Raw genomic sequence first — 21,464 nt, 5'->3', positions numbered from 1 at the left:
CTCTCAGGCCAGCGGGGTGGTCACGGTGAAGGCCGTGCCGGTCGCGTCCAGGCGCAGGCTGCCGTTCAGGAACTTCCCGGGCAGGTTGTACGACTCCAGCAGCGACCCCCGCGCGCAGAAGGTGGCGTCACCGCGGAAGATCGCCGAACCGTCGTTGCGCTGCAGGACGAGCTGCATGTTGTAGTGGCGCAGGTAGTAGCCGGGGAAGTTGATCGCCTGGAAGGAGTAGCACCCGGAGTGGGCCAGCCCCGCGCCGACCGTGAAGGTGGAGTCCTGCCGGGCCAGCAGCGGGCTGGAGGAGCTCACGTTCTCCAGGTAGGCCTGGTAGTCGCGGTGCCGGACGTACAGGGACCCCGACCGGATCGACCGGTTGCCGGTCGGCAGGGCGGTCGTGTCGCCGGAGTCCTCCCGCAGGACGGTGAAGTGGCGGGCCGTGCCGGACAGGCCGGAGAGCTCGGTCCGGCCGGAGAAGTTCGTCAGGTTGGAGCTGTCGGCGTAGTAGTAACGGCCGCCCGAGTAGTTGTCGAAGTAGAGACGCCACCGGTTGTCCGGCAGCCGGACGAGCGCGGGCCCCTCCAGCCCGGAGCCCCAGCCGGCCCAGTTGCCGGTGCCGACGAACGTCCACGGCCCGTTGAGGCTGGTGGCGGTGGCGTGCTCGATGTACTTGGTCGTCTCGTTCTTCAGGAAGTTGTGGTACGTCCCGCCGTCCTTGACCAGGAAACTGTCGATGTAGTTGGCCGGGATGCCGAGCGGCGTCGCCGCCGTCCACGCCGACAGGGCCGCGTTGGTGGCCGTGATCCGGTAGGGCCTGAACTGCCCCGCCGTCCCGGTCGTCGACGCCGAGAAGACGACGTGCACGCTGCCGTCGGAGTCGCGGAACCACTCGGGCGCCCACGTGCTGCCGGTCGAGCCGTTGAGCCCGACGGTGACATTGCGCTGGAAGGTCCAGGTCACGGCGTCGGCGCTGCGGGCGAAGCCGATCGTGTTGCCGGTCCAGCCGGTCGTGTAGACGAGGTGGTAGTAGCCGTCGGTGTGCTTGATGACGCTGGGGTCGCGGATCAGGCCGGAGGGCGGGGTGTAGGCGTTGGCCCGGATCAGGTTGTAGTTGGTGGCGTTGCCGGAGTCGTAGACGTACATGTTCGACTCGCTGGCGTTGGTGAACGCCGTCATGAGGTAGTGCGGCGCGGGGCCCGCGGCGTAGGCGGGGGCGGGGTGGAGGAGGGCGGCGGTGAGCAGCAGGGAGAGCAGCACTCGTCGGAGCATGCGACATCTTTCTGTTATCGCTAACATCGGGCACTCATGGCTAACCCGGGCCTTTTCCTCTGTCAACGTCCACCCGCATCGCCGCAGGCTCCCGGTCCCCGACCCTGAAATTTTCGACACCGGCCCCGGCTGTCGCGCGGCGGGGAGGTCCCGCCGCGCGCAGGGCATGACGTTCTAGACGCGGGTCCACTTCTGGTTGCCGCCGCCGTGGCAAGTGTAGATCTGCAGGCGGGAGCCGTTGGCGGTGCCGGAGCCGACGATGTCCAGGCACTTGTTGGCGCCGATGGCGGTGATGCTGCCGTCGGAGTTGAAGCGCCACTTCTGGTTGTTCTGGCCGTTGCAGTCCCAGATGCTGACCGCGGCGCCGTTGGCGGTGCTGTTGCCGCTGACGTCCAGGCACTTGCCGCCGTAGATACGCAGTTCGTTGGCGGCGGTGGAGGTCCAGCGCTGGTTGGCCTGGCCGTTGCAGTCCCAGATCTGCACGATCGCGCCGTTGGCCTGGGAGGCCCCGCTGATGTCCAGGCACCGGTTGGACGCCACACCGCGCAGCGCGCTGGTCGTGCCGGGCGACACAGAAGGCGACGGGGACGGGGACGGCGACGCGGACGGGGACGGACTGGGCGAAGGAGAGGGCGACGAGGTGCTGTCGAGGCCGAGGAAGGTGATGGCGTAGGCGAGCTGGCCGCTCATCGGGAGCTGGTGGCCGACGCCGCTGATGCTGATCCCCTCGATCGTGGCCTGGGCCGAGGTGACGCCGTAGCGGGTGCGGGTCCAGTTCGACTGCGGGCGGTCGGTGAAGGCGGGGGTCTGGCTGAGGCCGTGGAGGTTGGTCCACTGCTTGATCTCTTCGCCGAAGTTGTTGTAGTGGAGCGTCGTGTCGGTGGTGCCGTGCCACAGCTGCATCCGGGGGAAGCGGCCGGTGTAGCCGGGGTACATCGCCCGGGCCTGGTCACCCCACTGCTGCGCCGTCTTGATCAGCTGCCCGCCCGAGCACTGGCTGTTCCACAGCGACCCGTTCGTGGTGGCGAAACACCCGGCCGGGACCCCGGAGAACGCCGAGGCGGCGGAGAACACGTCGGGGTACTGGGCGGCCAGCACGTTGGCCATCATCGCGCCCGAGGAGAACCCGCTGACCACGATCCGCGCCGGATCGATGTTGTGGCGCTGGCGCGCCCAGGCGACCATCGCCATGACGCCGGTGGAGTCGCCGCCGCCGTCCCGCCGCAGCGCGGCGGAGGTCGACACGTCGAAGCACTTCTCGCTGCGGGTGACCTCCGGCACCACGATGACATAGCCGTACCGGTCGGCCGCCGTCGCGTAGTCGCGCCCGTTGCCGTTGAAGATCGCGCTCGCCGACCCGCCGCAGTAGTGGGTCAGCACCAGCAGCGCGGGCTGGGCGGCGACCCGGTCGGGCACGTAGATGTACATGTTGAGGTTGGTCGGGTTGGTCCCGAAGTTCGTCACCTGAGTCAGGGCGGCAGCGGAGGCCGACGGCAACCCGATGAGGGCCCCGACGGAGGTCAGGCACAGGACGAGGGCCGTCCGCACCGCTCTGCTCATGCGTCTCACAGGTCTTCCCTTTCGTTGCCGGCCGGCGCGGATCCGGCACGGGGTCAGGTCCGGATCCACTTCCGGTCCGCCGGGAGACCGCCGTCCCCCGCGGACCGGTTCGGGAGAGGGAGACGTCGCGCCACGGGCCGGTGGAGACGGCGGTGGAGCCGCGACAGAGAAGCGGGGAGCACGCCGTCTCCTGCCGGTGGGCGGTCGTATCGGTTCGATCTCGCGAGGATCTCAGGGTAGGAGGCGCTTCTCCGCTGTCAAGAAGGCGCGGGCCCGTACCCGCCCGGGGTCCCGGTGTTCCGACAGGCAGACGGGGAAGCCGCCCTGGGGCGGGCATGAAAGTTTCATACTCATCGGCCACCGGAGCACTCGGGTGGTCTGACTGAATCCCCCCAACCGCGCGACCGCTGAGGCGATTCTGAGCCGAGAGACAGCAGACGTCCACCATGGCTCATCGATAAGCCCGCTCATCGTAGCCCGGCGACGGAAGGGAACGGCACGCGAAACGAGTCGTTCATCTCCCTAACACGTGTTGTTGACAGCGCTGGAAGCGAGATCTACTCTGCGGTCGAATCGATTCGATAAATGGCTGTTCCGGGTGTTGCGACTCCCCGTGAAGCCACCTCCCTCACCTGTGCTCAGCACCCCCCGAATGAGGAGAATCCGAGATGAACGTTGGCGACATCGCCCGAAGGAGCCGCCGTGCGCTCGCGGCCTTCCTCGCGGTCGGCGCCCTCGTCGCGGTCCCCGTCGTGACCACCGCCACCCCGGCCCAGGCGGCCGACCAGTCGATCAGCGTCGACTTCTCCGCCGGCGGCGGCACACCTTCCTACCGCGCCTCCGGCTGGATCTACGGCATGACCGAGAACGCCGCGGGCCCGCCCACCCAGTACTTCACCGACGTGAAGTTCCGCTACATGCGGGCCGGCGGGGCGCAGCTCGACAGCCCCGGCGGATGGGTGTCGGGCAAGTACGACCGCCGCTGGAACGCCACCCGCGCCCAGTTGCTGCGCACCCGCTCGCTGGGCGGGGAGTTCATCCTGCTCGTCCACGACCTGTGGGGGGCCGACGGCTACCCGATCTCCCGCTTCCCCGGCGACAACGGCAACTGGACCGACTACGACAACTTCCTCACCCGCCTCATCGCCGACGTGCAGGCCACCGGCGCGCCGGTGCAGTGGGACCTGTGGAACGAGCCCAACATCACCCTGTTCTGGAACCGGCCCCAGTCGCAGTACTTCGAGCTGTGGCGGCGCACCTACCAGCGGATCCGGGCCGCGTTCCCCTCGCAGCTCATCGTCGGGCCGAGCTGCGCGTGCGTGCCCTCGACCGGTCACGCCTTCTGGAACGCCTACCTCGACTACGTCAAGGCCAACAACGTCGTGCCCGACATCATCAGCTGGCACTCCCTGCCGGGTGACCCGGTGGCCAACGTCGCGGCGGCCAACACGACGCTGAACTCCCGGAGCATCCCGCACCCGCGCCCGTACCAGATCAACGAGTACGGGGCCTCCAACGAGCAGAACCCCGCCGACGGCGCCTGGTACATCGCCCGCCTGGAGCGGGCCGGCGCCGACGGGCTGCGGGCCAACTGGGCGGGCGGCGGCAACCTCCACAACGACCTGGGCAACCTGCTCGTCCGCAACTCCGCCGGCCAGTACCAGCCCAAGGGCGAATGGTGGGCCTACCGCTTCTACGGCTCCCAGACCGGCCAGATCGTCTCCGTCACCCCCAGCGCCAACTACGACGCCTTCGCCACCAAGGCGCCCGGGACGGCCAAAATCCTGGTCGGCGGCGGCACCACGACCGGCAACATCGCCGTCAACCTCCAGCGCCTGGACACCACCAGCGGCATCGTGCAGAACAACCAGGTCCGCGTCGTCGCCGAGCGGATCCCCTCCAACAACGGCGGCGCCGTCACCGCCCCGGTCACCGTGCAGAACTCGCTGGTGACCCTGTCGGGCAACGCCACGACGGTCAACCTGCCGCACACCGCGATCGACGACGCCTACACGATCACCCTGCTGCCCCCCTCGACCGACCCGGGCAACGGCTCGACCTCGGTGCTGCGCAACGTCAACGCCAACCGGTGCCTTGACGTCGCCAACGTCTCCCAGGCCAACGGCGCGGCCGTGCACCTGTGGGACTGCAACAGCGGCGCGGCCAACCAGCAGTGGACGGCGACCTCGGCCCAGGAGCTGCGGGTCTACGGCAACAAGTGCCTGGACGCCTCCGGTCAGGGCACCGCCAACGGCACCTCGGTGATCATCTGGGACTGCAACGGCCAGACCAACCAGCGGTGGAACCTCAACTCCGACGGCAGCATCACCGGCGTCCACTCCGGCAAGTGCCTGGAGGCCAGCAACTTCGGCACCGCCAACGGCACCAGGGTCCAGCTGTGGTCGTGCACCGGCACCACCAGCCAGAAATGGAACCGGAGCTGATGCACGTGACGACCAGACTGGGCCGCCTGATGGCCGCCGCCGGGATCTCCTTACTCGTGGCCGCGGGCGTCCACGCGCCCTCGGCGCAGGCGGCCACGACCGGCCCGTGTGACATCTACGCCGCCGGCGGCACCCCGTGTGTGGCCGCGCACAGCACGACCCGCGCCCTGTACGGCGCCTTCAACGGCGCGCTTTACCAGGTCAGGCGCTCCTCCGACAACACCACGCGCGACATCGGGGTGCTGAGCGCGGGCGGGGTGGTCAACGCCGCCACCCAGGACTCCTTCTGCGCCGGCACCAGCTGCGTGATCACGATCCTGTACGACCAGTCGGGCCGGAACAACCGCCTCACCCAGGCCCCGCCCGGCCACTGGCCCGGCCCCCTGCCCGGCGGCTGGGACAACCTCGCCGACGCCAAGGCGGCCCCGATCACCGTCGGCGGCCAGAAGGCCTACGGCGTCCGGATCGAGCCCGGCACCGGTTACCGCAACAACAACACCAACGGCGTCGCGACCGGTGACCAGCCCGAGGGCATCTACGCCGTGGTCGACGGCACCCACTACAACCAGTGGTGCTGCTTCGACTACGGCAACGCGCAGACCGACGGCCAGGCCGACGCCCCCGCCATCATGGAGACCGTCTACTTCGGCGCCAACAAGCAGTGGGGCTACGGGGCCGGGGCCGGTCCCTGGATCATGGCCGACCTGGAGTGGGGCCTGTTCTCCGGGGTGAACGCGGGCTACAACAACCTCGCCCCGATCAACCACCGCTTCGTCACCGCCATCGTCAAGGGCGAGCCCAACCACTGGGCGATCCGGGGCGGCAACGCCCAGTCGGGCGGCCTGACCACCTACTTCGACGGGCGGCGGCCCAACGGCTACCACCCGATGAAGAAGGAGGGCGCGATCCTGCTCGGCATCGGCGGCGACAACAGCGTCTCGGGCCGGGGCACCTTCTTCGAGGGCGTGCTGACCTCCGGCTATCCCACCGAGGCCACCGAGAACGCCGTCCAGGCCAACATCACGGCCGCCGGTTACGCTCCTGCCGGCGGCACCCCGCAGCAGGGCGTCCAGATCGTCGGCGCCCAGTCGAACCGGTGCGCCGACGTGATCAACAACAGCAGCGCCAACGGCTCGGCCGTCCACCTGTGGGACTGCTCCACCACCACGGCCACCCAGCGATGGACCCGCACCTCCTCCGGCCAGTTCCAGGTCAACGGCGCCAAGTGCCTGGACGCCTCCGGTCAGGGCACCGCCAACGGCACCCCGGTGGTCATCTGGGACTGCAACGGCGGAGCCAACCAGCAGTGGACCGTCAACTCCGACGGCAGCATCACCGGCGTCCAGTCGGGCAAGTGCCTGGACGCCAACGCGGCCGGCACGGCCAACGGCACCCGGCTCATCCTCTGGTCCTGCAACGGACAGCAGAACCAGCGCTGGACCCTGCGGAGCTGACCCCGGCCCGCGCGGAGGTTCAGGGGCGACCGGCCCGGGGACGGGCCGGGCCGGTCGTCTCCCGCAGCGAGATGGGCGGCGCGACGAGCAGGTGCCGCGACGGGGCGTCGGGGTCGGAGATCCGCTGGATCAGCAGGTCGACCGCGCGCGCCCCGAGCTCGTCGGCCAGGATGTCGGCGGCGGTCAGCGGCGGGTGCAGGTTCTCCGCCCAGTGCCGCGCGGCGACCCCGGTGACCGAGAAGTCGCCCGGCACCGACAGCCGGGCGGCGGTCAGCGCCCGGTACATCCCCGGGACGGCCGCCTCGTTGATCGTGGCGATGGCGGTCAGCTCGGGATGGGCGGCCAGCAGGCGCTCCACGCACGAGCGGCCCGCCTGCGCGTCGTCGGCGCAGCAGACCTGCACGCCCTCCAGACGCCGCTCCGCGACCGCGCCGGTGAAGCCGAGCTGCGCCCGGTGACTGGGGCCGTATCCGGCCGCCACCAGCTCGGCCGAGCGGTTGACCAGGGCGATGTGCCGGTGCCCCAGGTCGGCCAGGTGGCGCACGCACCGGGCCATCAGCGTCTCGTAGTCGATGTCCACCCACGTCATCTCGTCGGAGCGGCTGGTGTGGCCGATGCCGACGAACGGCAGCCCGCTGCGCCGCAGCCGGGCGACCCGGTCGTCCTCCAGCCGGATCTCCATGAGGATGACGCCGTCGACGCGGCTGCCGCTCACCACCCGCTCGAAGGAGCGGTCGTGCTCCCCGCCCGACGGCGACAGCAGGATGTCCAGGTCGGCGCGGGCCGCGGCGTCGACGACGCTGGCCACGAACCCCAGCTGGACATCGGTGAGGCGCTGGCTCGCCGGGGGGATGACCAGCCCGATCGTGCGGGTCCTGCCCTCCTTGAGGGCCCGCGCCGCCGCGTTGGGGCGGTAGCCCAGCTCGTCGATGACCGCCTGGATGCGCCGCCGGGTCTCCTCGGCGACCGGCCGTTTGCCGCTCAGCGCGTACGACACCGTGCTGCGCGACACACCCGATCGCTTGGCGATCTCCCCGATGTTCACCGGCGCTCCTCCACCCACTCGGCTCCAACGCCCTCTCATAGTAGGTCGAATCGGTTCCCCCCGAGGAGTCGGCTCCCCACCAGGAAGAACCGCCTGCCAGCACAGCAGATCAGCGCCGACCCATTGACGCGCCCGCCACACCGCCTTACGTTCAGTCGAACCGATTCGAGGAATCGATTCGACCCCGCGCCCCCGGAAGGACGGCCAGACCCATGTCAGCATCCACAACAGCCGGATCACCCCGGCGCACCCTCGGCGCGGGCCTGGCCCTCCTGGCCGCCGGCTGCCTGGCCGCCTGCTCCGCCACCCCCACCCCGCAAGCGGCGGACACCCCTGCGGACACCCCGGCGGGCGGCGGGACCTACACCGTCTGGGACCCCTACCCCCAGTACGACAAGACCTCCGACTGGGTCAAACTCCTCGACACCTGCGGCACCCAGGCCGGCGTCACCATCGAACGCACCGGCCACGACACCAGCGACCTCACCAACAAGGCGCTCCTCGCCGCCCAGCAGGGCAACCCGCCCGACGTCCTCGTCGTCGACAACCCCGTCGTCTCCACCCTCGCCGAGGCCGGCGTCCTCACCACCACCGCCGAGAACAAACTCGACACCTCCGCCATCTCCCCCAACCTCATCGCGGCCGGGCAGAGCGGCGGCAACACCTACGGCGTCCCCATCGGCGCCAACACCCTCGCCCTCTACTACAACAAGGCCGTCCTCGACCAGGCCGGCGTCGACATCGCCACCGTCAAGGACTGGGCCACCCTCACCGCCGCCCTGGAGAAGGTCAAAGCCGCCGGCAAGAAGGGCATCACCTTCTCCGCCATCGGCACCGAAGAAGGCAGCTTCCAGTTCCTGCCCTGGTTCTGGGGATCCGGCGCCCAGCTCACCAAGCTCGACTCGGCCGAAGGCGTCTCCGCGGTGACCCTTTGGACCGACTGGCTGAAGAAGGGCCTGGCCCCCAACTCGGTCATCAACAACACCCAGACCACCAGCTGGCAGGAGTTCGCCGGCGGCGACTACGCCTTCGCCGAGAACGGCACCTGGCAACTCGCCAACGCCAAGGAGACCGGCTTCGAGTACGGCATCATCCCCGTCCCCGCCCGGGACGGCGGCACCGCCGCCGCGCCCACCGGCGGCGAGTTCGTCAGCATCCCCGTCCAGCAGGACACCGCCCGCTACGCCACCTCCCAGAAACTCGTCACCTGCCTGACCAGCACCGACAACTCCCTCACCACCGTCACCGCCCTGTCGTACATCGCGCCCACCGAGCAGGTGCAGACCCGCCAGAGCACCGACAACCCCGAACTCGCCGTCTGGGTCGAAGCCGTCAAGGCCGCCAAGGGCCGCACCGGCGACGACCTCGGCACCAAGTACCCGAAGATCTCCGAACCCCTGTGGGGCGCGGTCCAGGCCGCCCTCAGCGGGGCCAAGGACCCCCAGCAGGCCATGACCGACGCGCAGACCGCGGCAGCCAGCGCCACCCAGTAGGCCCTCGCCATGACCCGAACCGCCCCCGCGCCCACCCGGCGCCCGGCCTCCACCCGCGGTGGCCCCGTCCGACAGGGACCGGGCCACCGCAGGGCCGCCTGGGCGGCATGGGGATTCCTCGTCCCCATCACCGCCTACCTGCTGGCCTTCTACGCCTACCCGATGTACCGCAACCTCGAGCTCAGCCTCCGCCACTACACCGTGCGCTCCTTCGTCCAGGGCGACGCCCCCTTCACCGGATTCGCCAACTACCTGAAGGTCCTCACCGACGCCACCTTCGTGCCCGCCCTGTGGCACACCGTCGTCTTCACCGTCGTCTCCCTGGCCTTCCAGTTCACCCTCGGACTCGGCCTCGCCCTGTTCTTCGCCCGGCACTTCCCGCTGTCGGCCACCCTGCGCGCCCTGTTCCTCGTGCCGTGGCTGCTGCCGCTCATCGTGTCGGCCTCCACCTGGGCCTGGATGCTCAACAGCGACTCCGGGGTGATCAACGCCGCCCTCGGCGCGATCGGCGCCGGACCCGTCAACTGGCTCACCTCACCCGACTGGTCGCTGTGGTCGGTGACCATCGCCAACATCTGGATCGGCGTCCCCTTCAACCTCGTCGTCCTCTACTCAGGACTCCAGGCCATCAGCCCCGCCGTGTACGAGGCCGCCGCCCTCGACGGCGCCACCGGCTGGCAACGCTTCCGGCACGTCACCCTCCCCCTGCTCCGGCCCGTCTCCGCCATCACCCTGCTGCTCGGCCTCGTCTACACGCTCAAGGTCTTCGACATCATCTGGATCATGACCAAGGGCGGGCCCAGCGGCTCCTCCACCACCCTGTCCACCTGGTCCTACCGGCTCGGATTCGGCAACCTCGTGCCCGCCTTCGGCCCCGGCGCCGCCGTCGGCAACATCCTCATCGCCATCGCCCTGGCCTTCGGCCTGCTCTACATCCGCCTCCAGCGCAGGCAGGACCCCTCATGACCACCCCACGCCGCTGGTGGAAGACGATCATCGGGCTCGCCCTCACCGGCGTCATGCTCTTCCCGGTCTACTGGATGATCAACGTGTCGTTCACCCGCGACCGCGACATGCGCAAGAGCCCGCCCTCATGGTTCCCCGCCGATCCCACCCTCGACGGCTACCGCGCCGTCATCGACCAGCAGCTCCCCTACCTCGGCACCAGCCTGCTCGTCGGACTCGGGACCGTCGCCCTCACCCTGGTGATCGCCGCCCCCGCCGCCTACTCCCTGGCCAGACTCCGGCCACGCGGCGGCACCGCGCTCAGCTTCGCCCTGCTCATCGCCCAGATGATCCCCGGAATCATCATGGCCATGGGCCTGTACGCCACCTACCTCAACCTCGGCGTCCTCAACACCCTCCCCGGGCTCATCGTCGCCGACACCACCCTCGCCGTCCCCTTCGCCGTCCTCATCCTCACCACCTTCATGACCGGCATCCCCCGCGAACTCCTCCACGCCGCCCGCGTCGACGGCGCCGGAACCGTCCGCACCTTCTGGTCCATCGTGCTGCCGGTCAGCCGCAACGCCACCGTCACCGTCGCGCTGTTCACCTTCCTGTGGGCCTGGTCCGACTTCATCTACGCCAGCACCCTCGACAGCGGCGGCGACCACCAGCCCATCACCCTCGGCATCTACCACTACATCGGCAACAACAACCAGCAGTGGAACGCGATCATGGCCACCGCCGTCGTCGCCTCCATCCCCGCCACCGCCCTCCTCGTCGTCGCCCAGCGCTACGTCACCGCCGGCGTCACCGCCGGCGCCGTCAAGGACTGACCCCCCAGACCGGCCCCGAAAGGACCCCCACCACATGACCGCCGCCGTCACCGGCCCGGAGTTCTCCCTACGGGAAATCCCGTTCAGCTTCCGCGGATCCTGGTTCGGCTTCTCCCCCGTCACCGGCGAGAACACCTACGCCCAGGACGTCCACCTCGTCTCCCACCAGACCGGCATGCACCCGATCCTCCGCCTCGTCCCGGCCACCGAGAGCACCGTCACCGCCACCCCCCACCAGCTCACCTGGCACTGCGACCCCGGCCGCATCGACCTCGCCTACGAGACCACCGACACCGTCCGCGTCCGGGGCCACGGCGTCGACCTGCGGCTCCTCGCCGCCGACCCCGTCCTCACCCCCTTCAGCGGCCCCTACTTCTTCCGGGACCCCCGCGACGGATCAGCCGTCCTCACCGTCTACCAGACCGGCCGCCGCTACCGCGTCACCCTGCTGTCCGGACGCATCACCGAACACCACGGCGACCAGCTCCTCGGCACCACCCAGCGCGGCCTCGCCGTCACCGGCGACTGGGACGACTGGGAGATCGCCATCGAGGAGTACGAGACCGCCCGGCCCCCGTACACCAGCGACCACGACTTCGACCACATCGCCGCCGCCGCCCGGCGCGACTACCAGGACTACCTCGACACCGTCGCCCCCTGGCGCGACCACCGCACCCCCGCCGCCGAACTCGCCGTCTACGTCCTGTGGTCCGCCACCGTCCGCGCCGCCGGATTCATCACCAGACCCGCCGTCCTCATGTCCAAGCACTGGATGGACAAGGTCTGGAGCTGGGACCACTGCTTCAACGCCATCGCCCTCGCCGAAGGACAGCCCGCCCTCGCCTGGGACCAGTTCCACCTCCCCTTCGACCACCAGGAAGCCACTGGGGCGCTCCCTGACTCGGTCACCCACTCCGAGATCCTCTACAACTTCGTCAAACCCCCCATCCACGGCTGGGCCCTGCGCCACCTCCCCCCGCAGACCCCCCGGGAACGGTCCGACACCTACCGCCTCCTCCAGCAATGGACCGCCTTCTGGCTCGACGCCCGCCGCGTCCCCGGCCACGAACTCGCCCACTACCAGCACGGCAACGACAGCGGATGGGACAACGCCACCACCTTCACCCCCGAACGCGTCGTCGAGACCGCCGACCTCGCCGCCTTCCTCGTCCTCCAGATGCGCACCCTCGCCCGCCTCGCCACCGAACTCGACCGCCCCGGCGAGGCCACCCACTGGACGGCCGCCGCCGACCGCATGCGCGAAGCCATGCTCACCCAGCTCTGGCAGGACGACCGCTTCACCACCCGCAGCGCGAGCTCCGGCGACACCTGGAGCAGCCGCAGCCTCCTCGACCTCATGCCGATCGTTCTCGGCGAGGAACTCCCCCAGCCCATCCAGACCGCCCTCGCCGCCAGGATCAAGACCCACCTCACCGAATACGGCCTCGCCACCGAGCTGCCCACCTCGCCCCACTACCAGGACGACGGCTACTGGCGCGGCCCCATCTGGGCCCCCTCCACGATCCTCATCGAGGACGGCCTCCGCCGAGCCGGCCAGACCGTCCTCGCCGACGAGGTCAGCGCCCGCTTCCGCGCCCTGTGCGAGAAGTCCGGTTTCGCGGAGAACTTCGACGCCCGCACCGGAGCCGGACTCCGCGACCGCGCCTACACCTGGACCGCCAGCGCCTACCTGATCCTGGCCGCCGCCCACCTCCGCCGGACGCCCTGACCGGCGTGAGCCCCGGCTCCGGTCGTTCGTCACCCGAGCCGGGGAGTCCCCCGGGCATCCGGCTCCCGCGTCGGTGCGGGCTTTGTCGAAACGTACCAAGATCAATTTGGCATCGGCCGGGCGCCTTTACAATGTAGATTTCTTGGCGGATCGCCCGCGCCACAGCCACGCTCTCCGTAGGGGGAAATGTCACCACATAGGTAGCCCTGGGTGATGGATCATATGCCGACGGCAACCGAGCCCGAGGGTCATCATGTTTAACAAGCACACGAAGTCCCAGGTGAAGAAGACCCCCAAGAAAGTGATCACCAAGAAGAAGCCGAAGAAGGACGACACGAAGCAGCCCAAGATCGACAAGGCGCTCCTCAAGCTCGCCGCCGATCAACTGGCCCAGCAGCAACAGAACGTCCAGCAGCAGAACCTTCCCCCGCAGGCGCAGCAGCCCGTCGTGGTCGACCTGGTGACACCCGAAGAATCGATCGAGGAATCGGTCGACTCGATGGACGAGGATCCCGCCGCGGTCCAGGTCCCGGCCGGGCCCTCCCCCGCCGAGCTGGCGCGGCAGCTCCTGGCCCAGCAGCCGCCGTTCGGCTCGCTGGCCGACCTGGACACCTTCGTGACGCAGCACCCCGAGGCCGTCGCGGCCCTGCTCGATCCGCCGGACGGCGAAGGGGCGAAAGCGCTGGCCGAGGCGGCCCGCCGGGTCGTGCCCGACCTCCCCCACGAGCTGTTCGTCTCCGGGCGGGGCGGGCCGCTTCTGTGGAGGGTCATCGGCCGGGCGCTGAACCTGAGGTCCACACACCCGGTGGAGATGTACGCCGAGGCGGCGGCCTGCGTCCTGGACGTCCCGGCGGGGAAGACCAGGCCGGCTCCCATCGAGGCGATCAACCAGGCGGTGATCGCCGCCGAAGGCGACACGTGGTTCCAAACCGGCTTCAAGAAGATGGTCGCCGAGCACGCCGCGCAGGGCGTCTACGCGAAACCGGCCCGGGTGCGCGCGGCGCCCGTCAACAACGCGGGCGGCCACGCCGGATGGTGGGACTACCAGAAGGCGGCGAAGCGGCACATCAAAGCCCTCTTCCAGCGGCGCAGGCAGGAGCTGGGCGCCGGCTACCAGAAGACCCTCGCCGACATGGCCCAGGAGCCCACCCTGAAGGACGAGCGGCGCCGCGACCGGCTGGCCGACATGCTCTTCTGCTTCGACCCGGAGCGGTTCTGCGTCGCCACCCTCCAGGAGGGCCGCGACATCGCCCTGTTCGCCAACCACAACGCCTCGATGCTCGGGGTCAGCTTCGACCGGCTCCTGACGGCCTCCCGCCTGACGGGCCAAGCCCGCGAACAGGCGGTCGCCGAGCTGATGCCCTTCCTGCTCCAGGGGAGCAAGGACAGGGCCAAGTTCGACAAGACGCGTCGCCGCCTGCTCAAGACGCTCGACTACCTGGCCGAGACCGAGAGCGCCCACGGCCGGATGCGGGTGAAGGTCATCACGCCGGAGGATGCGGGCATCCACGCCGAGATGCAGGCGGCCACCGTCGCCAAGGCCATGCCGGGCGGCGGGGGCAAGCTGGGCATCTCCAAGATGTGCTGCCTGCAGTGCTGGGTGACGCTCACCAAGGGCGACCCCAAGCTGTTCGACCGGACGCTGGTCACCCACCAGAACACCTACCGCTGGCCGCCGCCGGCACTGCTCAACGACCCCGAGGTGCTCTGGAGGCTGTTCGACCTGGACGCGGCCGAGCCGTACAGCAGCGGCGACGACACGGCCCTGATCAAGAAGGCCATCCAGCAGGGGGCGACGAGCGCCCTGGTGAACGCCTACCACTACTGGAAGGAGGCCGGCGCGGACACCGGCTACCTGTCCAGCGGGGACGAGGGCGAGGACGCCGGCGACGACCCCCACTCCGCCGCCTACCAGGACTACCTGAGCCGCGAGGAGGCGCTGACCAAGAAGAAGGGCGTCACCCTCGTGCAGCAGGTGAAGAAGTAGCGCCTCCGGGCGACGAGGCGGGCCGGGAGCGGAGCTGCGACTTGCGGATCTTCCCCGAGCCCGTCTTGGGCAGGGCGTCGACGACGTCGAAGAAGACGGGAATCTTGTACTTCGCCAGGCGGGGGCGGAGGAAGTCGGTCAGCTCCTCGGCGCTGACGGCGGCGCCCGGCCGCGGCACGACGAAGGCCCGGCCCACCTCCCCCCACTTCGCGTCCGGGACGCCCACCACGGCGGCCTCCGCCACCGCCGGATGGACGAACAGCACGCTCTCGACCTCCGCCGGGTAGACGTTCTCGCCGCCGGAGATGTACATGTCCTTGACCCTGTCGACGATCGTCAGGTGGCCCTCGTCGTCCATGACCCCGATGTCGCCGGAGCGGAACCAGCCGCCCTCGGTCGTCGCGGCGGCGGTCGCCCCGGGGTCGCGCCAGTAGCCGGGGGTGACGTTCGGCCCCTTGATGAGGACCTCCCCGGGCTCCCCCGCCGCCGCCGCGGTCAGGTCGGGGCGGACCACGCGGACGTCGGCGAAGAAGACCGGCACCCCGGCCGACCCGGCCCTGCGCACGCTCTCCCCCGCTTCGAGGAAGGTCGCGCCCGGGGCGGTCTCGGTCAGCCCGTAGCCCTGGCAGAACACCAGGCCTCTCTCCTGGTAGGTGCGGATCAGCGCGACCGGGATGGCCGCGCCGCCGGACATGAGGGTGCGCAGCGACGACAGGTCGGCGCCGGCCCAGCGGGGTGACCGGGCGAAATCGGCGAACATGGCGGTGACGCCGAACATCCAGGTGACGCGGTGGCGCTCGACCAGGTCGTAGCAGAGCTCGGCGTCCCAGCCGGGCATGATCACCGAGGTGCCGCCCTTGAGGAACGTCGGCAGCAGCGTCTGGTTGAGCGCCGCCACGTGGAAGAGCGGCGCGCTGACCAGCGTCACCTCGCTGCTGGTCACGTCCACGCCGACCAGCATGTTGTAGCAGTTCCACACCAGGTTGGCGTGGCTGAGCATGGCGCCCTTGGGGCGGCCGGTCGTGCCGGAGGTGTAGAGGATCAGGGCGACGTCGTCGAGCCCGACCGGCACGTCGACCGGGCCGGGATCGCCCTGCTCCGCCCAGGCCTGGACGTCGTCGAGCGGCACCGTCGCGCACGACCCGGACAGCCCCTCGACGGTGGCCGCGCAGGCCGGGTCGTACACGAGGAGGTCCGCGCCCGAGTGGCCGAGCATGTAGTCGATCTCGGGCGCGGTCAGCCGGAAGTTCAGCGGGACGAACACGCCGCCCAGCAGGTGGGTGGCGAACATGGTCTCGGCGAAGGCGACGTGGTTGGGGCCGAGGTAGGCGACCCGGTCCCCCGCCCGGATCCCCGCCCGCGCCGCCAGCAGGGTGGCCAGCCGGGCCGTCCGCTCGTGGACCTCGGCGTAGGTGACCGCCCGGTCCCCGTGGACGAACGCGACGCGGCCGGGGCTCATCTGGGCGCGGCGGGCCGGCCAGCCGCCGAGGCCGGCGTTACGCATCGGTGGCGGCCGGCACCACCGGGGCGTCCGGGGCGAGGCCGCCGGTGCTGGTCTCGCGCAGCGCCAGCACGCAGACCACGGTCAGCAGGCAGCAGCCCGCGATGACCAGTGAGATCGTCGTCGTGCCGCCGCCTCCCGAGGCGGCGTCGAGCTGGGCGAACAGCAGCGGGCCGAGGCCCGCGCCCAGACCGGCGAGCTGGTAGCCGAGCGAGGCCCCGGTGTAGCGGTTGCCGGTCGGGAAGAGCTCGGCGTACAGCGCCCCGAGCGGGCCGAACATCAGCGGGTGGATGACCGCCTGGCCCAGGACCAGGGCGATCGTCAGCACGGCGACGCTGCCGGTGTTCACCATCGGGAACAGCGCGAAGGCGAACCCGGCCATGAGCAGCGCGCCCGCCAGCACGACCGGCCGGCGGCCGACCCGGTCGGACAGGGCCGACCAGGCGATGATGCTCACCACGGCCAGCGCGGAGGAGAGGGTCAGGCCGTTCAGAACCGCCTGCCGGCTGAACCCGGTGCGGACGCCGTAGGCGATGAGGTAGGTGGTCAGCGTGCCCTGGGCGACGAAGGCGGACAGCCCGACGCCGACCGCGAGCAGCAGCGTCCTGGGGTGGTCGCGGAGCACCTCCAGCAGCGGCACCCGGTCGGCGCGGCCGCCGGCCGCCTTGAACACGGGCGTCTCCTCGACCCGCAGCCGGACGAACAGGCCGACCGCCACCAGCAGGATGCTGAGCAGGAACGGCACCCGCCAGCCCCAGCTCAGGAACGCCTGTTCGTCGAGGAGGGCGGCGGTGCCGGTGAGCGCCCCGGTGGACAGGACCATGCCGAAGGGGGCGCCCGCGCCGGTGAAACTGGCCCAGAGCCCGCGGCGGCTGGTGGCGTGCTCGGCCGACATCAGCACGGCCCCGCCCCATTCGCCGCCGATGGCGACGCCCTGCACGATCCGGAGCGCCACCAGGAGCACCGGGGCCAGCACGCCGATCTGCTCGTAGGTGGGGAGCAGGCCGATCAGGGTGCTGGCCGCGCCCATGAGGATCATGGTGATGATCAGCATGCGCTTGCGGCCGAGCCGGTCGCCGAAGTGTCCGAAGATCACTCCGCCGAGCGGCCGGGCCAGGTAGCCGGTGGCGAACGTGCCGAAGCTGGCGACGGTGGCCACGAGCGGGTCGAGCGCGGAGAAGAAGACCTTGCCGAAGACCAGGGCCGACGCCGTGGCGTAGAGCAGGAAGTCGTAGTACTCGATGACGCTGCCCAGGAAACTGGAGCCCACCGCGCGGCGGAGCTGAACCTGGTTGGGGCGTAAGACCGACGGGTCCGTCATGTCCGAGCTCCTCAGTCCGGGATGCTTGCCCGGAGGTTAGGCATATTCGTGACGGACGTCAATCCTTTGCCCAACCTCAGCTGAGCCCGAGCAGTTTCGCGGCGTTGTCCTTGAGGATCTTCGGCCGGACCTCCGGCTTGATGTCGAGCTTGTCGAAGTCGGCCAGCCAGCGGTCCGGAGTGATCATCGGATAGTCCGAGCCGAAGAGCACCTTGTCCTTGAGCAGCGTGTTCGCGTACCGGACGAGAATCGGCGGGAAGTACTTCGGCGACCAGCCGGACAGGTCGATGTACACGTGGGGCTTGTGCGTGGCCACCGCGAGGGCCTCGTCCTGCCAGGGGAACGACGGGTGGGCCAGGATGATCCGCAGTTCCGGGAAGTCCACGGCGACGTCGTCGAGCAGCATCGGGTTGGAAAATTTCAGCCGGACGCCCCCTCCCCCGGGCAGGCCGGCGCCGATGCCCGTCTGGCCGGTGTGGAACAGCGCCGGCACGCCCATCTCCTCGATCGCCTCGTAGAGCGGGTAGGCGGCCCGGTCGTCGGGCGAGATGCCCTGCACGCTCGGGTGGAACTTGAAGCCCCGCACGCCGAAGTCGGCCACCAGCCGCCGCGCCTCGCGCACCCCCGCCTTCCCCTTCCACGGGTCGACGCTGGCGAAGGGGATCAGCACGTCAGGATGGGCGGCGCAGCTCTCGGCGACCTCCTCGTTGGAGATGCGCGGGTGGCCGGTGGCGTGCTCGGCGTCGACGGTGAACACCACCGCCGCCATCCGCCGCTCGCGGTAGTGGGCGGCCATCTCCGGGATGGTCGGCCGGGCCCCCTCCTTGAAGTAGGCCGCCGACGCGGCGACCAGATCGTCGCTCAGCGAGGCGTGCCCGTCGGCGGACACCTCCGCATGAGTGTGTACGTCAATAGCGACCAGTTCGTCCACATTCATGCGCTCTCCTTAGTCACATATCTGACTTCCGTCAATTATGTGCCTGACATCAGGCGCGTCTACGCTTCCGGTGTGACCATCGGCGGGGAAGACGAACCGGCGGCGCCGTCCACGCGCCCGCAGTCCCTCATATTCAGCTTTCTCGGCATCTACGCCCTCGACCACGGCGGCGCCATCGCCTCCGGCAGCGTCATCGAGGTGTTCGCCCGCCTGGACGTCTCCGAGGAGGCCGTCCGGTCCACCCTCGCCCGCATGGTCAAGCGCAACCTGCTGACCCGCCACCGGAGGGGACGCAAGGCCTACCTCGGGCTCACCCCCCACGCCGTCGCCGTGCTCCAGGACGGCCGCCGGCGGGTCTGGGAGACGGGCGCGGTCAACCGCGACTGGGACGGCACCTGGACCGTGGTCGGCTTCTCCCTGCCCGACAGCCGCCGCAGCACCCGCCACGACCTGCGGTCCCGCCTGATCTGGGCCGGTTTCGGCCCGGTGCAGAGCGGCCTGTGGATCGCTCCGGGGGCCAAGGACGTCACCGGCCTGTTCGACTCCCTCGACGTCGACGACCACGTCACGGTCCTGACCGCGAGCGCGTACAAGCCGACCGAGGCCGCCGACCTGGTCGCCAAGGCCTTCGACATCGAGCAGATCGCCCGGCGCTATCGGGCGTTCCTGGCCAGGTGGGACGTGCCCCGGCCCCTTCCCGACGCGCCGGACGACCTCGTGCGCCAGCTCCTGCTCCACACCGACTGGCTGCAGCTCGTCCGGCAGGATCCCCACCTGCCGGCCGAGCATCTTCCGCCGGACTGGCCGGCCATCAGGGCGGAGCAGGTCTTCCACACCCGCGCGGCCGGCTACGAACGCCCCGCCCGCGAGGTGGCCGACGGGGTCCTCGACATGCTCATCCCCTGACGCACGCGACGCCGTTGAGCGCGAACGCGGCCGGGGCGTTGTTCACGCCGCTGTAGGTGCCCTGGAAGCCGAAGCTCGCGTTGGCCTGCGGGGCGATGGAGCCGTTGTAGGGCATGTTGCGCGCGGTCACCTGGTTCCCCGACTGGGTCACGGCGGCGTTCCAGGCGCTGGTGACCCGCTGGTCGCCCGCCCAGGTCCAGGTCACGGTCCAGCCGCTGACCGGGGTCGTGGAGGTGTTGGTCACCGTGACGTCCGCGGTGAAGCCGTTGTTCCACGTGTTGGGGACGTAGACGACCCGGCATCCGGTGCCCGGACTGGGCGAGGGGCTGGGGCTGGGGCTGGGCGACGGACTCGGACTCGGCGAAGGCGAAGGCGAAGGCGAGGGGGACGGCGAGGGGGACGGGGACGGGCTCGGGGACGGGGACGGGGACGGGGTGCTGTTCAGGCCGAAGAACTGGATGGCGGCGGCGGCCATGCCGCTCGACGGCAGGCTGTGGCCCGCGCCCTGGATGCTGTACGCCTCGACCCGGACGGTGCCGGTGGAGTCGGCGTAGCGGCGGCGGTTCCAGTTCGGCTGCGGCGTGTCGGTGGAGGTGGGCGTCTGGCTCAGGCCGAACACGTTGGTCCACTGGTCGATCGCCTGCTGGTGGGTGGCGTAGTAGACGAGGTTGTCGTTGGTGCCGTGCCAGAGCTGGACCCTCGGCCTCGGGCCGCTGTAGCCGGGGTAGGCGGCGCGGACCAGGTCACCCCACTGCTGGGGCGTCTTACTGATCCGCCCGGAGGCGCAGTTGCTGGCGCCCGGCGACGGGATGTAGTCGGCCTCGTTCGGGAAGCACGCGAACGGGACCCCCATGAACGCCGCCCCGGCCTTGAAGACGTCGGGGTAGTTGCCGAGCATGATGTTGGTCTCCATGCCGCCCGCGGAGGAGCCGGTGACGTAGATGCGGTTGGCGTCGCCGTTGTGGCGCTGCCGGGCGTAGGTGACCATGGACAGCAGCGAGACCGGGTCGCTGCCGCCGTTACGGACCTGCGAGGCCGCCGACCACGAGTCGAAGCAGTTGCCCTTCTTCGACGCCGAGGGGTAGATGACGACGAAGCCGTACTGGTCGGCGAGGGTCCGGAACTCCGAGCCCGAGAAGAAACCCGGGCCGGAACCGCCGCAGCCGTGCATGGCGAGCACGATCGCCGGACTGGGTTGGACGGTGTCCGGCACGTAGAGATGCATCCGCAGGTTGCCGGGGTTCGATCCGAAGTTCGTGACCTCGGTCAGGGTGGCCGCGGCGGCCGGCTGCCCGATCAGCAGAACGGAGGCGGCGTAGAGTCCTGCGAGCACAGCGGTCAATCGTCTCATCGGCTCTCCTCTGGTCGATGTTCGCTCGATGTACGAGGCCGCGGCGCCGCCGACTCGTCCTGACTCCAGCCCGGTATAGGAGCCCGCCCATCGGCGGTCAAGCGACGGACCTGCGGGATCTTGGCGGTCGACGGGCGGGAAACCGCTGCTGGCGCTGGTTATCAAGCTGATTGTTATCAACTAGCTTGATATTGGGGCCGGAAACTTTCATCGGCCGTTATGGTCATCCGGTGACCTTGCGCCGCACCCCTCCGGCCCAGCAGCCGGTCAAGCCGGCTCCCCGTCTGAGCTACCTGGTCTACCGGCTGGAGCGCCGCATACGCGCCCGGCTCGACGAGGAGCTCGTCCGCCACGGCATCACGACGACCGAGTACATGGCCCTCGGCGAGCTGCACATGCGCGACGGCCTGTCCTCGGCGGAACTGGCCCGCATCGCCTTCGTCACGCCGCAGGCGATGAACATGGTCGTGCGGGACCTGGAGCAGCGCGGCCTGATCGAGCGCGACGCCCATCCGGACGGCGGCCGGGTGCTGCGCATCCATCTCACCCGGCAGGGGCAGGCCGCGCTGCGGAGCTGCGACCGGTCGATCGACGCCATTGAGGAGGAGATGCTCGCGGAGGTCGACGACGCCGCGCGCGCCACGTTGATGGAGGCGCTCACCGCCTGCACCCGCGCGCTGCGCCCGTGAGGC

16 protein-coding genes are annotated in these 21,464 nt (G+C 70.1%); 9 read left to right on the top strand and 7 right to left on the bottom strand.

Going from position 1 to position 21,464, the window contains the following annotated elements; translation table 11 throughout:
- Positions 1 to 3: 3 nt before the first annotated feature.
- Together AW270_RS10535 and AW270_RS10530 are read right to left on the bottom strand one after the other, a co-directional pair.
- The gene (locus tag AW270_RS10535; protein WP_061293265.1) at positions 4 to 1,263 is read right to left on the bottom strand and encodes an AbfB domain-containing protein; all 1,260 of its coding nucleotides are present in this window, start codon (positions 1,261 to 1,263) and stop codon (positions 4 to 6) included.
- Between the two features lie 174 nt (positions 1,264 to 1,437).
- Positions 1,438 to 2,823, bottom strand: coding sequence for an extracellular catalytic domain type 1 short-chain-length polyhydroxyalkanoate depolymerase (locus tag AW270_RS10530; protein ID WP_061293264.1), 1,386 nt, complete (start codon positions 2,821 to 2,823; stop codon positions 1,438 to 1,440).
- A gap of 668 nt (positions 2,824 to 3,491) precedes the next feature.
- On the opposite strand from AW270_RS10530, the gene AW270_RS10525 reads away from it, so the two are divergent.
- Positions 3,492 to 5,267, top strand: coding sequence for an RICIN domain-containing protein (locus AW270_RS10525; RefSeq protein ID WP_061293262.1), 1,776 nt, complete (start codon positions 3,492 to 3,494; stop codon positions 5,265 to 5,267).
- Positions 5,268 to 5,272: 5 nt separating this feature from the next.
- Positions 5,273 to 6,721 carry an arabinofuranosidase catalytic domain-containing protein gene (locus AW270_RS41130; protein ID WP_245674648.1) on the top strand — a complete coding sequence of 483 codons (1,449 nt, stop codon included), beginning with the start codon at positions 5,273 to 5,275 and terminating at the stop codon, positions 6,719 to 6,721.
- Positions 6,722 to 6,740: 19 nt separating this feature from the next.
- On the opposite strand, the gene AW270_RS10515 is transcribed toward AW270_RS41130, so the two are convergent.
- A complete protein-coding gene (locus AW270_RS10515; protein ID WP_061293260.1) occupies positions 6,741 to 7,766 on the bottom strand; it encodes a LacI family DNA-binding transcriptional regulator in 1,026 nt (341 codons plus the stop codon).
- A gap of 212 nt (positions 7,767 to 7,978) precedes the next feature.
- Between AW270_RS10515 and AW270_RS10510 the strand changes: the two genes are divergently transcribed.
- The 5 genes from AW270_RS10510 to AW270_RS10490 all read left to right on the top strand — a co-directional run bounded on the left by AW270_RS10510 (position 7,979) and on the right by AW270_RS10490 (position 14,756).
- Complete coding sequence (locus AW270_RS10510) at positions 7,979 to 9,259, top strand: sugar ABC transporter substrate-binding protein (RefSeq protein ID WP_061293258.1); 1,281 nt, start codon at positions 7,979 to 7,981, stop codon at positions 9,257 to 9,259.
- Between the two features lie 9 nt (positions 9,260 to 9,268).
- On the top strand, positions 9,269 to 10,225 hold the full coding sequence (locus AW270_RS10505) for a carbohydrate ABC transporter permease (RefSeq protein WP_061293257.1): 957 nt from the start codon (positions 9,269 to 9,271) through the stop codon (positions 10,223 to 10,225).
- Entirely contained in the window at positions 10,222 to 11,040 is an 819-nt protein-coding gene (locus AW270_RS10500; protein WP_061293255.1) for a carbohydrate ABC transporter permease, read from the top strand. Before AW270_RS10505 ends, AW270_RS10500 begins: the two co-directional genes overlap by 4 nt.
- A gap of 34 nt (positions 11,041 to 11,074) precedes the next feature.
- Positions 11,075 to 12,769: an amylo-alpha-1,6-glucosidase gene (locus AW270_RS10495; protein ID WP_061293253.1), complete on the top strand. Its 1,695-nt coding sequence runs from the start codon at positions 11,075 to 11,077 to the stop codon at positions 12,767 to 12,769.
- Positions 12,770 to 13,022: 253 nt separating this feature from the next.
- The gene (locus tag AW270_RS10490; RefSeq protein WP_157521801.1) at positions 13,023 to 14,756 is read left to right on the top strand and encodes a hypothetical protein; all 1,734 of its coding nucleotides are present in this window, start codon (positions 13,023 to 13,025) and stop codon (positions 14,754 to 14,756) included.
- On the opposite strand, the gene AW270_RS10485 is transcribed toward AW270_RS10490, so the two are convergent.
- From AW270_RS10485 to AW270_RS10475, 3 genes are all read right to left on the bottom strand, one after another.
- Positions 14,728 to 16,260 (bottom strand): acyl-CoA synthetase, encoded by a 1,533-nt coding sequence (locus AW270_RS10485; protein ID WP_061293249.1) that lies wholly within the window; start codon positions 16,258 to 16,260, stop codon positions 14,728 to 14,730. The two genes, AW270_RS10490 and AW270_RS10485, sit on opposite strands and share 29 nt — an antisense overlap.
- Entirely contained in the window at positions 16,253 to 17,578 is a 1,326-nt protein-coding gene (locus AW270_RS10480) for an MFS transporter (protein ID WP_061293248.1), read from the bottom strand. The genes AW270_RS10485 and AW270_RS10480 overlap by 8 nt, the downstream gene beginning before the upstream one ends.
- A 76-nt stretch (positions 17,579 to 17,654) precedes the next feature.
- Positions 17,655 to 18,515, bottom strand: a complete 861-nt coding sequence (locus AW270_RS10475; protein WP_061293245.1) for an amidohydrolase family protein — start codon at positions 18,513 to 18,515, stop codon at positions 17,655 to 17,657.
- 72 nt (positions 18,516 to 18,587) lie between these two features.
- On the opposite strand from AW270_RS10475, the gene AW270_RS10470 reads away from it, so the two are divergent.
- Positions 18,588 to 19,421 (top strand): PaaX family transcriptional regulator, encoded by an 834-nt coding sequence (locus AW270_RS10470; protein WP_245674647.1) that lies wholly within the window; start codon positions 18,588 to 18,590, stop codon positions 19,419 to 19,421.
- Here AW270_RS10470 and AW270_RS10465 read toward each other — a convergent pair.
- Entirely contained in the window at positions 19,411 to 20,772 is a 1,362-nt protein-coding gene (locus AW270_RS10465) for an extracellular catalytic domain type 1 short-chain-length polyhydroxyalkanoate depolymerase (RefSeq protein ID WP_061293243.1), read from the bottom strand. The two genes, AW270_RS10470 and AW270_RS10465, sit on opposite strands and share 11 nt — an antisense overlap.
- Before the next feature lie 230 nt (positions 20,773 to 21,002).
- On the opposite strand from AW270_RS10465, the gene AW270_RS10460 reads away from it, so the two are divergent.
- Positions 21,003 to 21,461 carry a MarR family winged helix-turn-helix transcriptional regulator gene (locus AW270_RS10460; RefSeq protein WP_061293242.1) on the top strand — a complete coding sequence of 153 codons (459 nt, stop codon included), beginning with the start codon at positions 21,003 to 21,005 and terminating at the stop codon, positions 21,459 to 21,461.
- Positions 21,462 to 21,464: the final 3 nt, after the last annotated feature.

Source organism: Herbidospora cretacea, assembly GCF_001570605.1.
Lineage (GTDB): Bacteria > Actinomycetota > Actinomycetes > Streptosporangiales > Streptosporangiaceae > Herbidospora > Herbidospora cretacea.
This window is presented reverse-complemented; position numbering and strand designations above follow the sequence as displayed.

Bases quoted from the DNA above. Each gene is read 5' to 3' on its own strand.
- AW270_RS10535 (WP_061293265.1), bottom strand. From the start codon at position 1,263: ATGCTCCGACGAGTGCTGCTCTCCCTGCTGCTCACCGCCGCCCTCCTC.
- AW270_RS10530 (WP_061293264.1), bottom strand. From the start codon at position 2,823: ATGAGCAGAGCGGTGCGGACGGCCCTCGTCCTGTGCCTGACCTCCGTC.
- AW270_RS10525 (WP_061293262.1), top strand. From the start codon at position 3,492: ATGAACGTTGGCGACATCGCCCGAAGGAGCCGCCGTGCGCTCGCGGCC.
- AW270_RS10510 (WP_061293258.1), top strand. From the start codon at position 7,979: ATGTCAGCATCCACAACAGCCGGATCACCCCGGCGCACCCTCGGCGCG.
- AW270_RS10505 (WP_061293257.1), top strand. From the start codon at position 9,269: ATGACCCGAACCGCCCCCGCGCCCACCCGGCGCCCGGCCTCCACCCGC.
- AW270_RS10500 (WP_061293255.1), top strand. From the start codon at position 10,222: ATGACCACCCCACGCCGCTGGTGGAAGACGATCATCGGGCTCGCCCTC.
- AW270_RS10495 (WP_061293253.1), top strand. From the start codon at position 11,075: ATGACCGCCGCCGTCACCGGCCCGGAGTTCTCCCTACGGGAAATCCCG.
- AW270_RS10490 (WP_157521801.1), top strand. From the start codon at position 13,023: ATGTTTAACAAGCACACGAAGTCCCAGGTGAAGAAGACCCCCAAGAAA.
- AW270_RS10485 (WP_061293249.1), bottom strand. From the start codon at position 16,260: ATGCGTAACGCCGGCCTCGGCGGCTGGCCGGCCCGCCGCGCCCAGATG.
- AW270_RS10480 (WP_061293248.1), bottom strand. From the start codon at position 17,578: ATGACGGACCCGTCGGTCTTACGCCCCAACCAGGTTCAGCTCCGCCGC.
- AW270_RS10475 (WP_061293245.1), bottom strand. From the start codon at position 18,515: ATGAATGTGGACGAACTGGTCGCTATTGACGTACACACTCATGCGGAG.
- AW270_RS10465 (WP_061293243.1), bottom strand. From the start codon at position 20,772: ATGAGACGATTGACCGCTGTGCTCGCAGGACTCTACGCCGCCTCCGTT.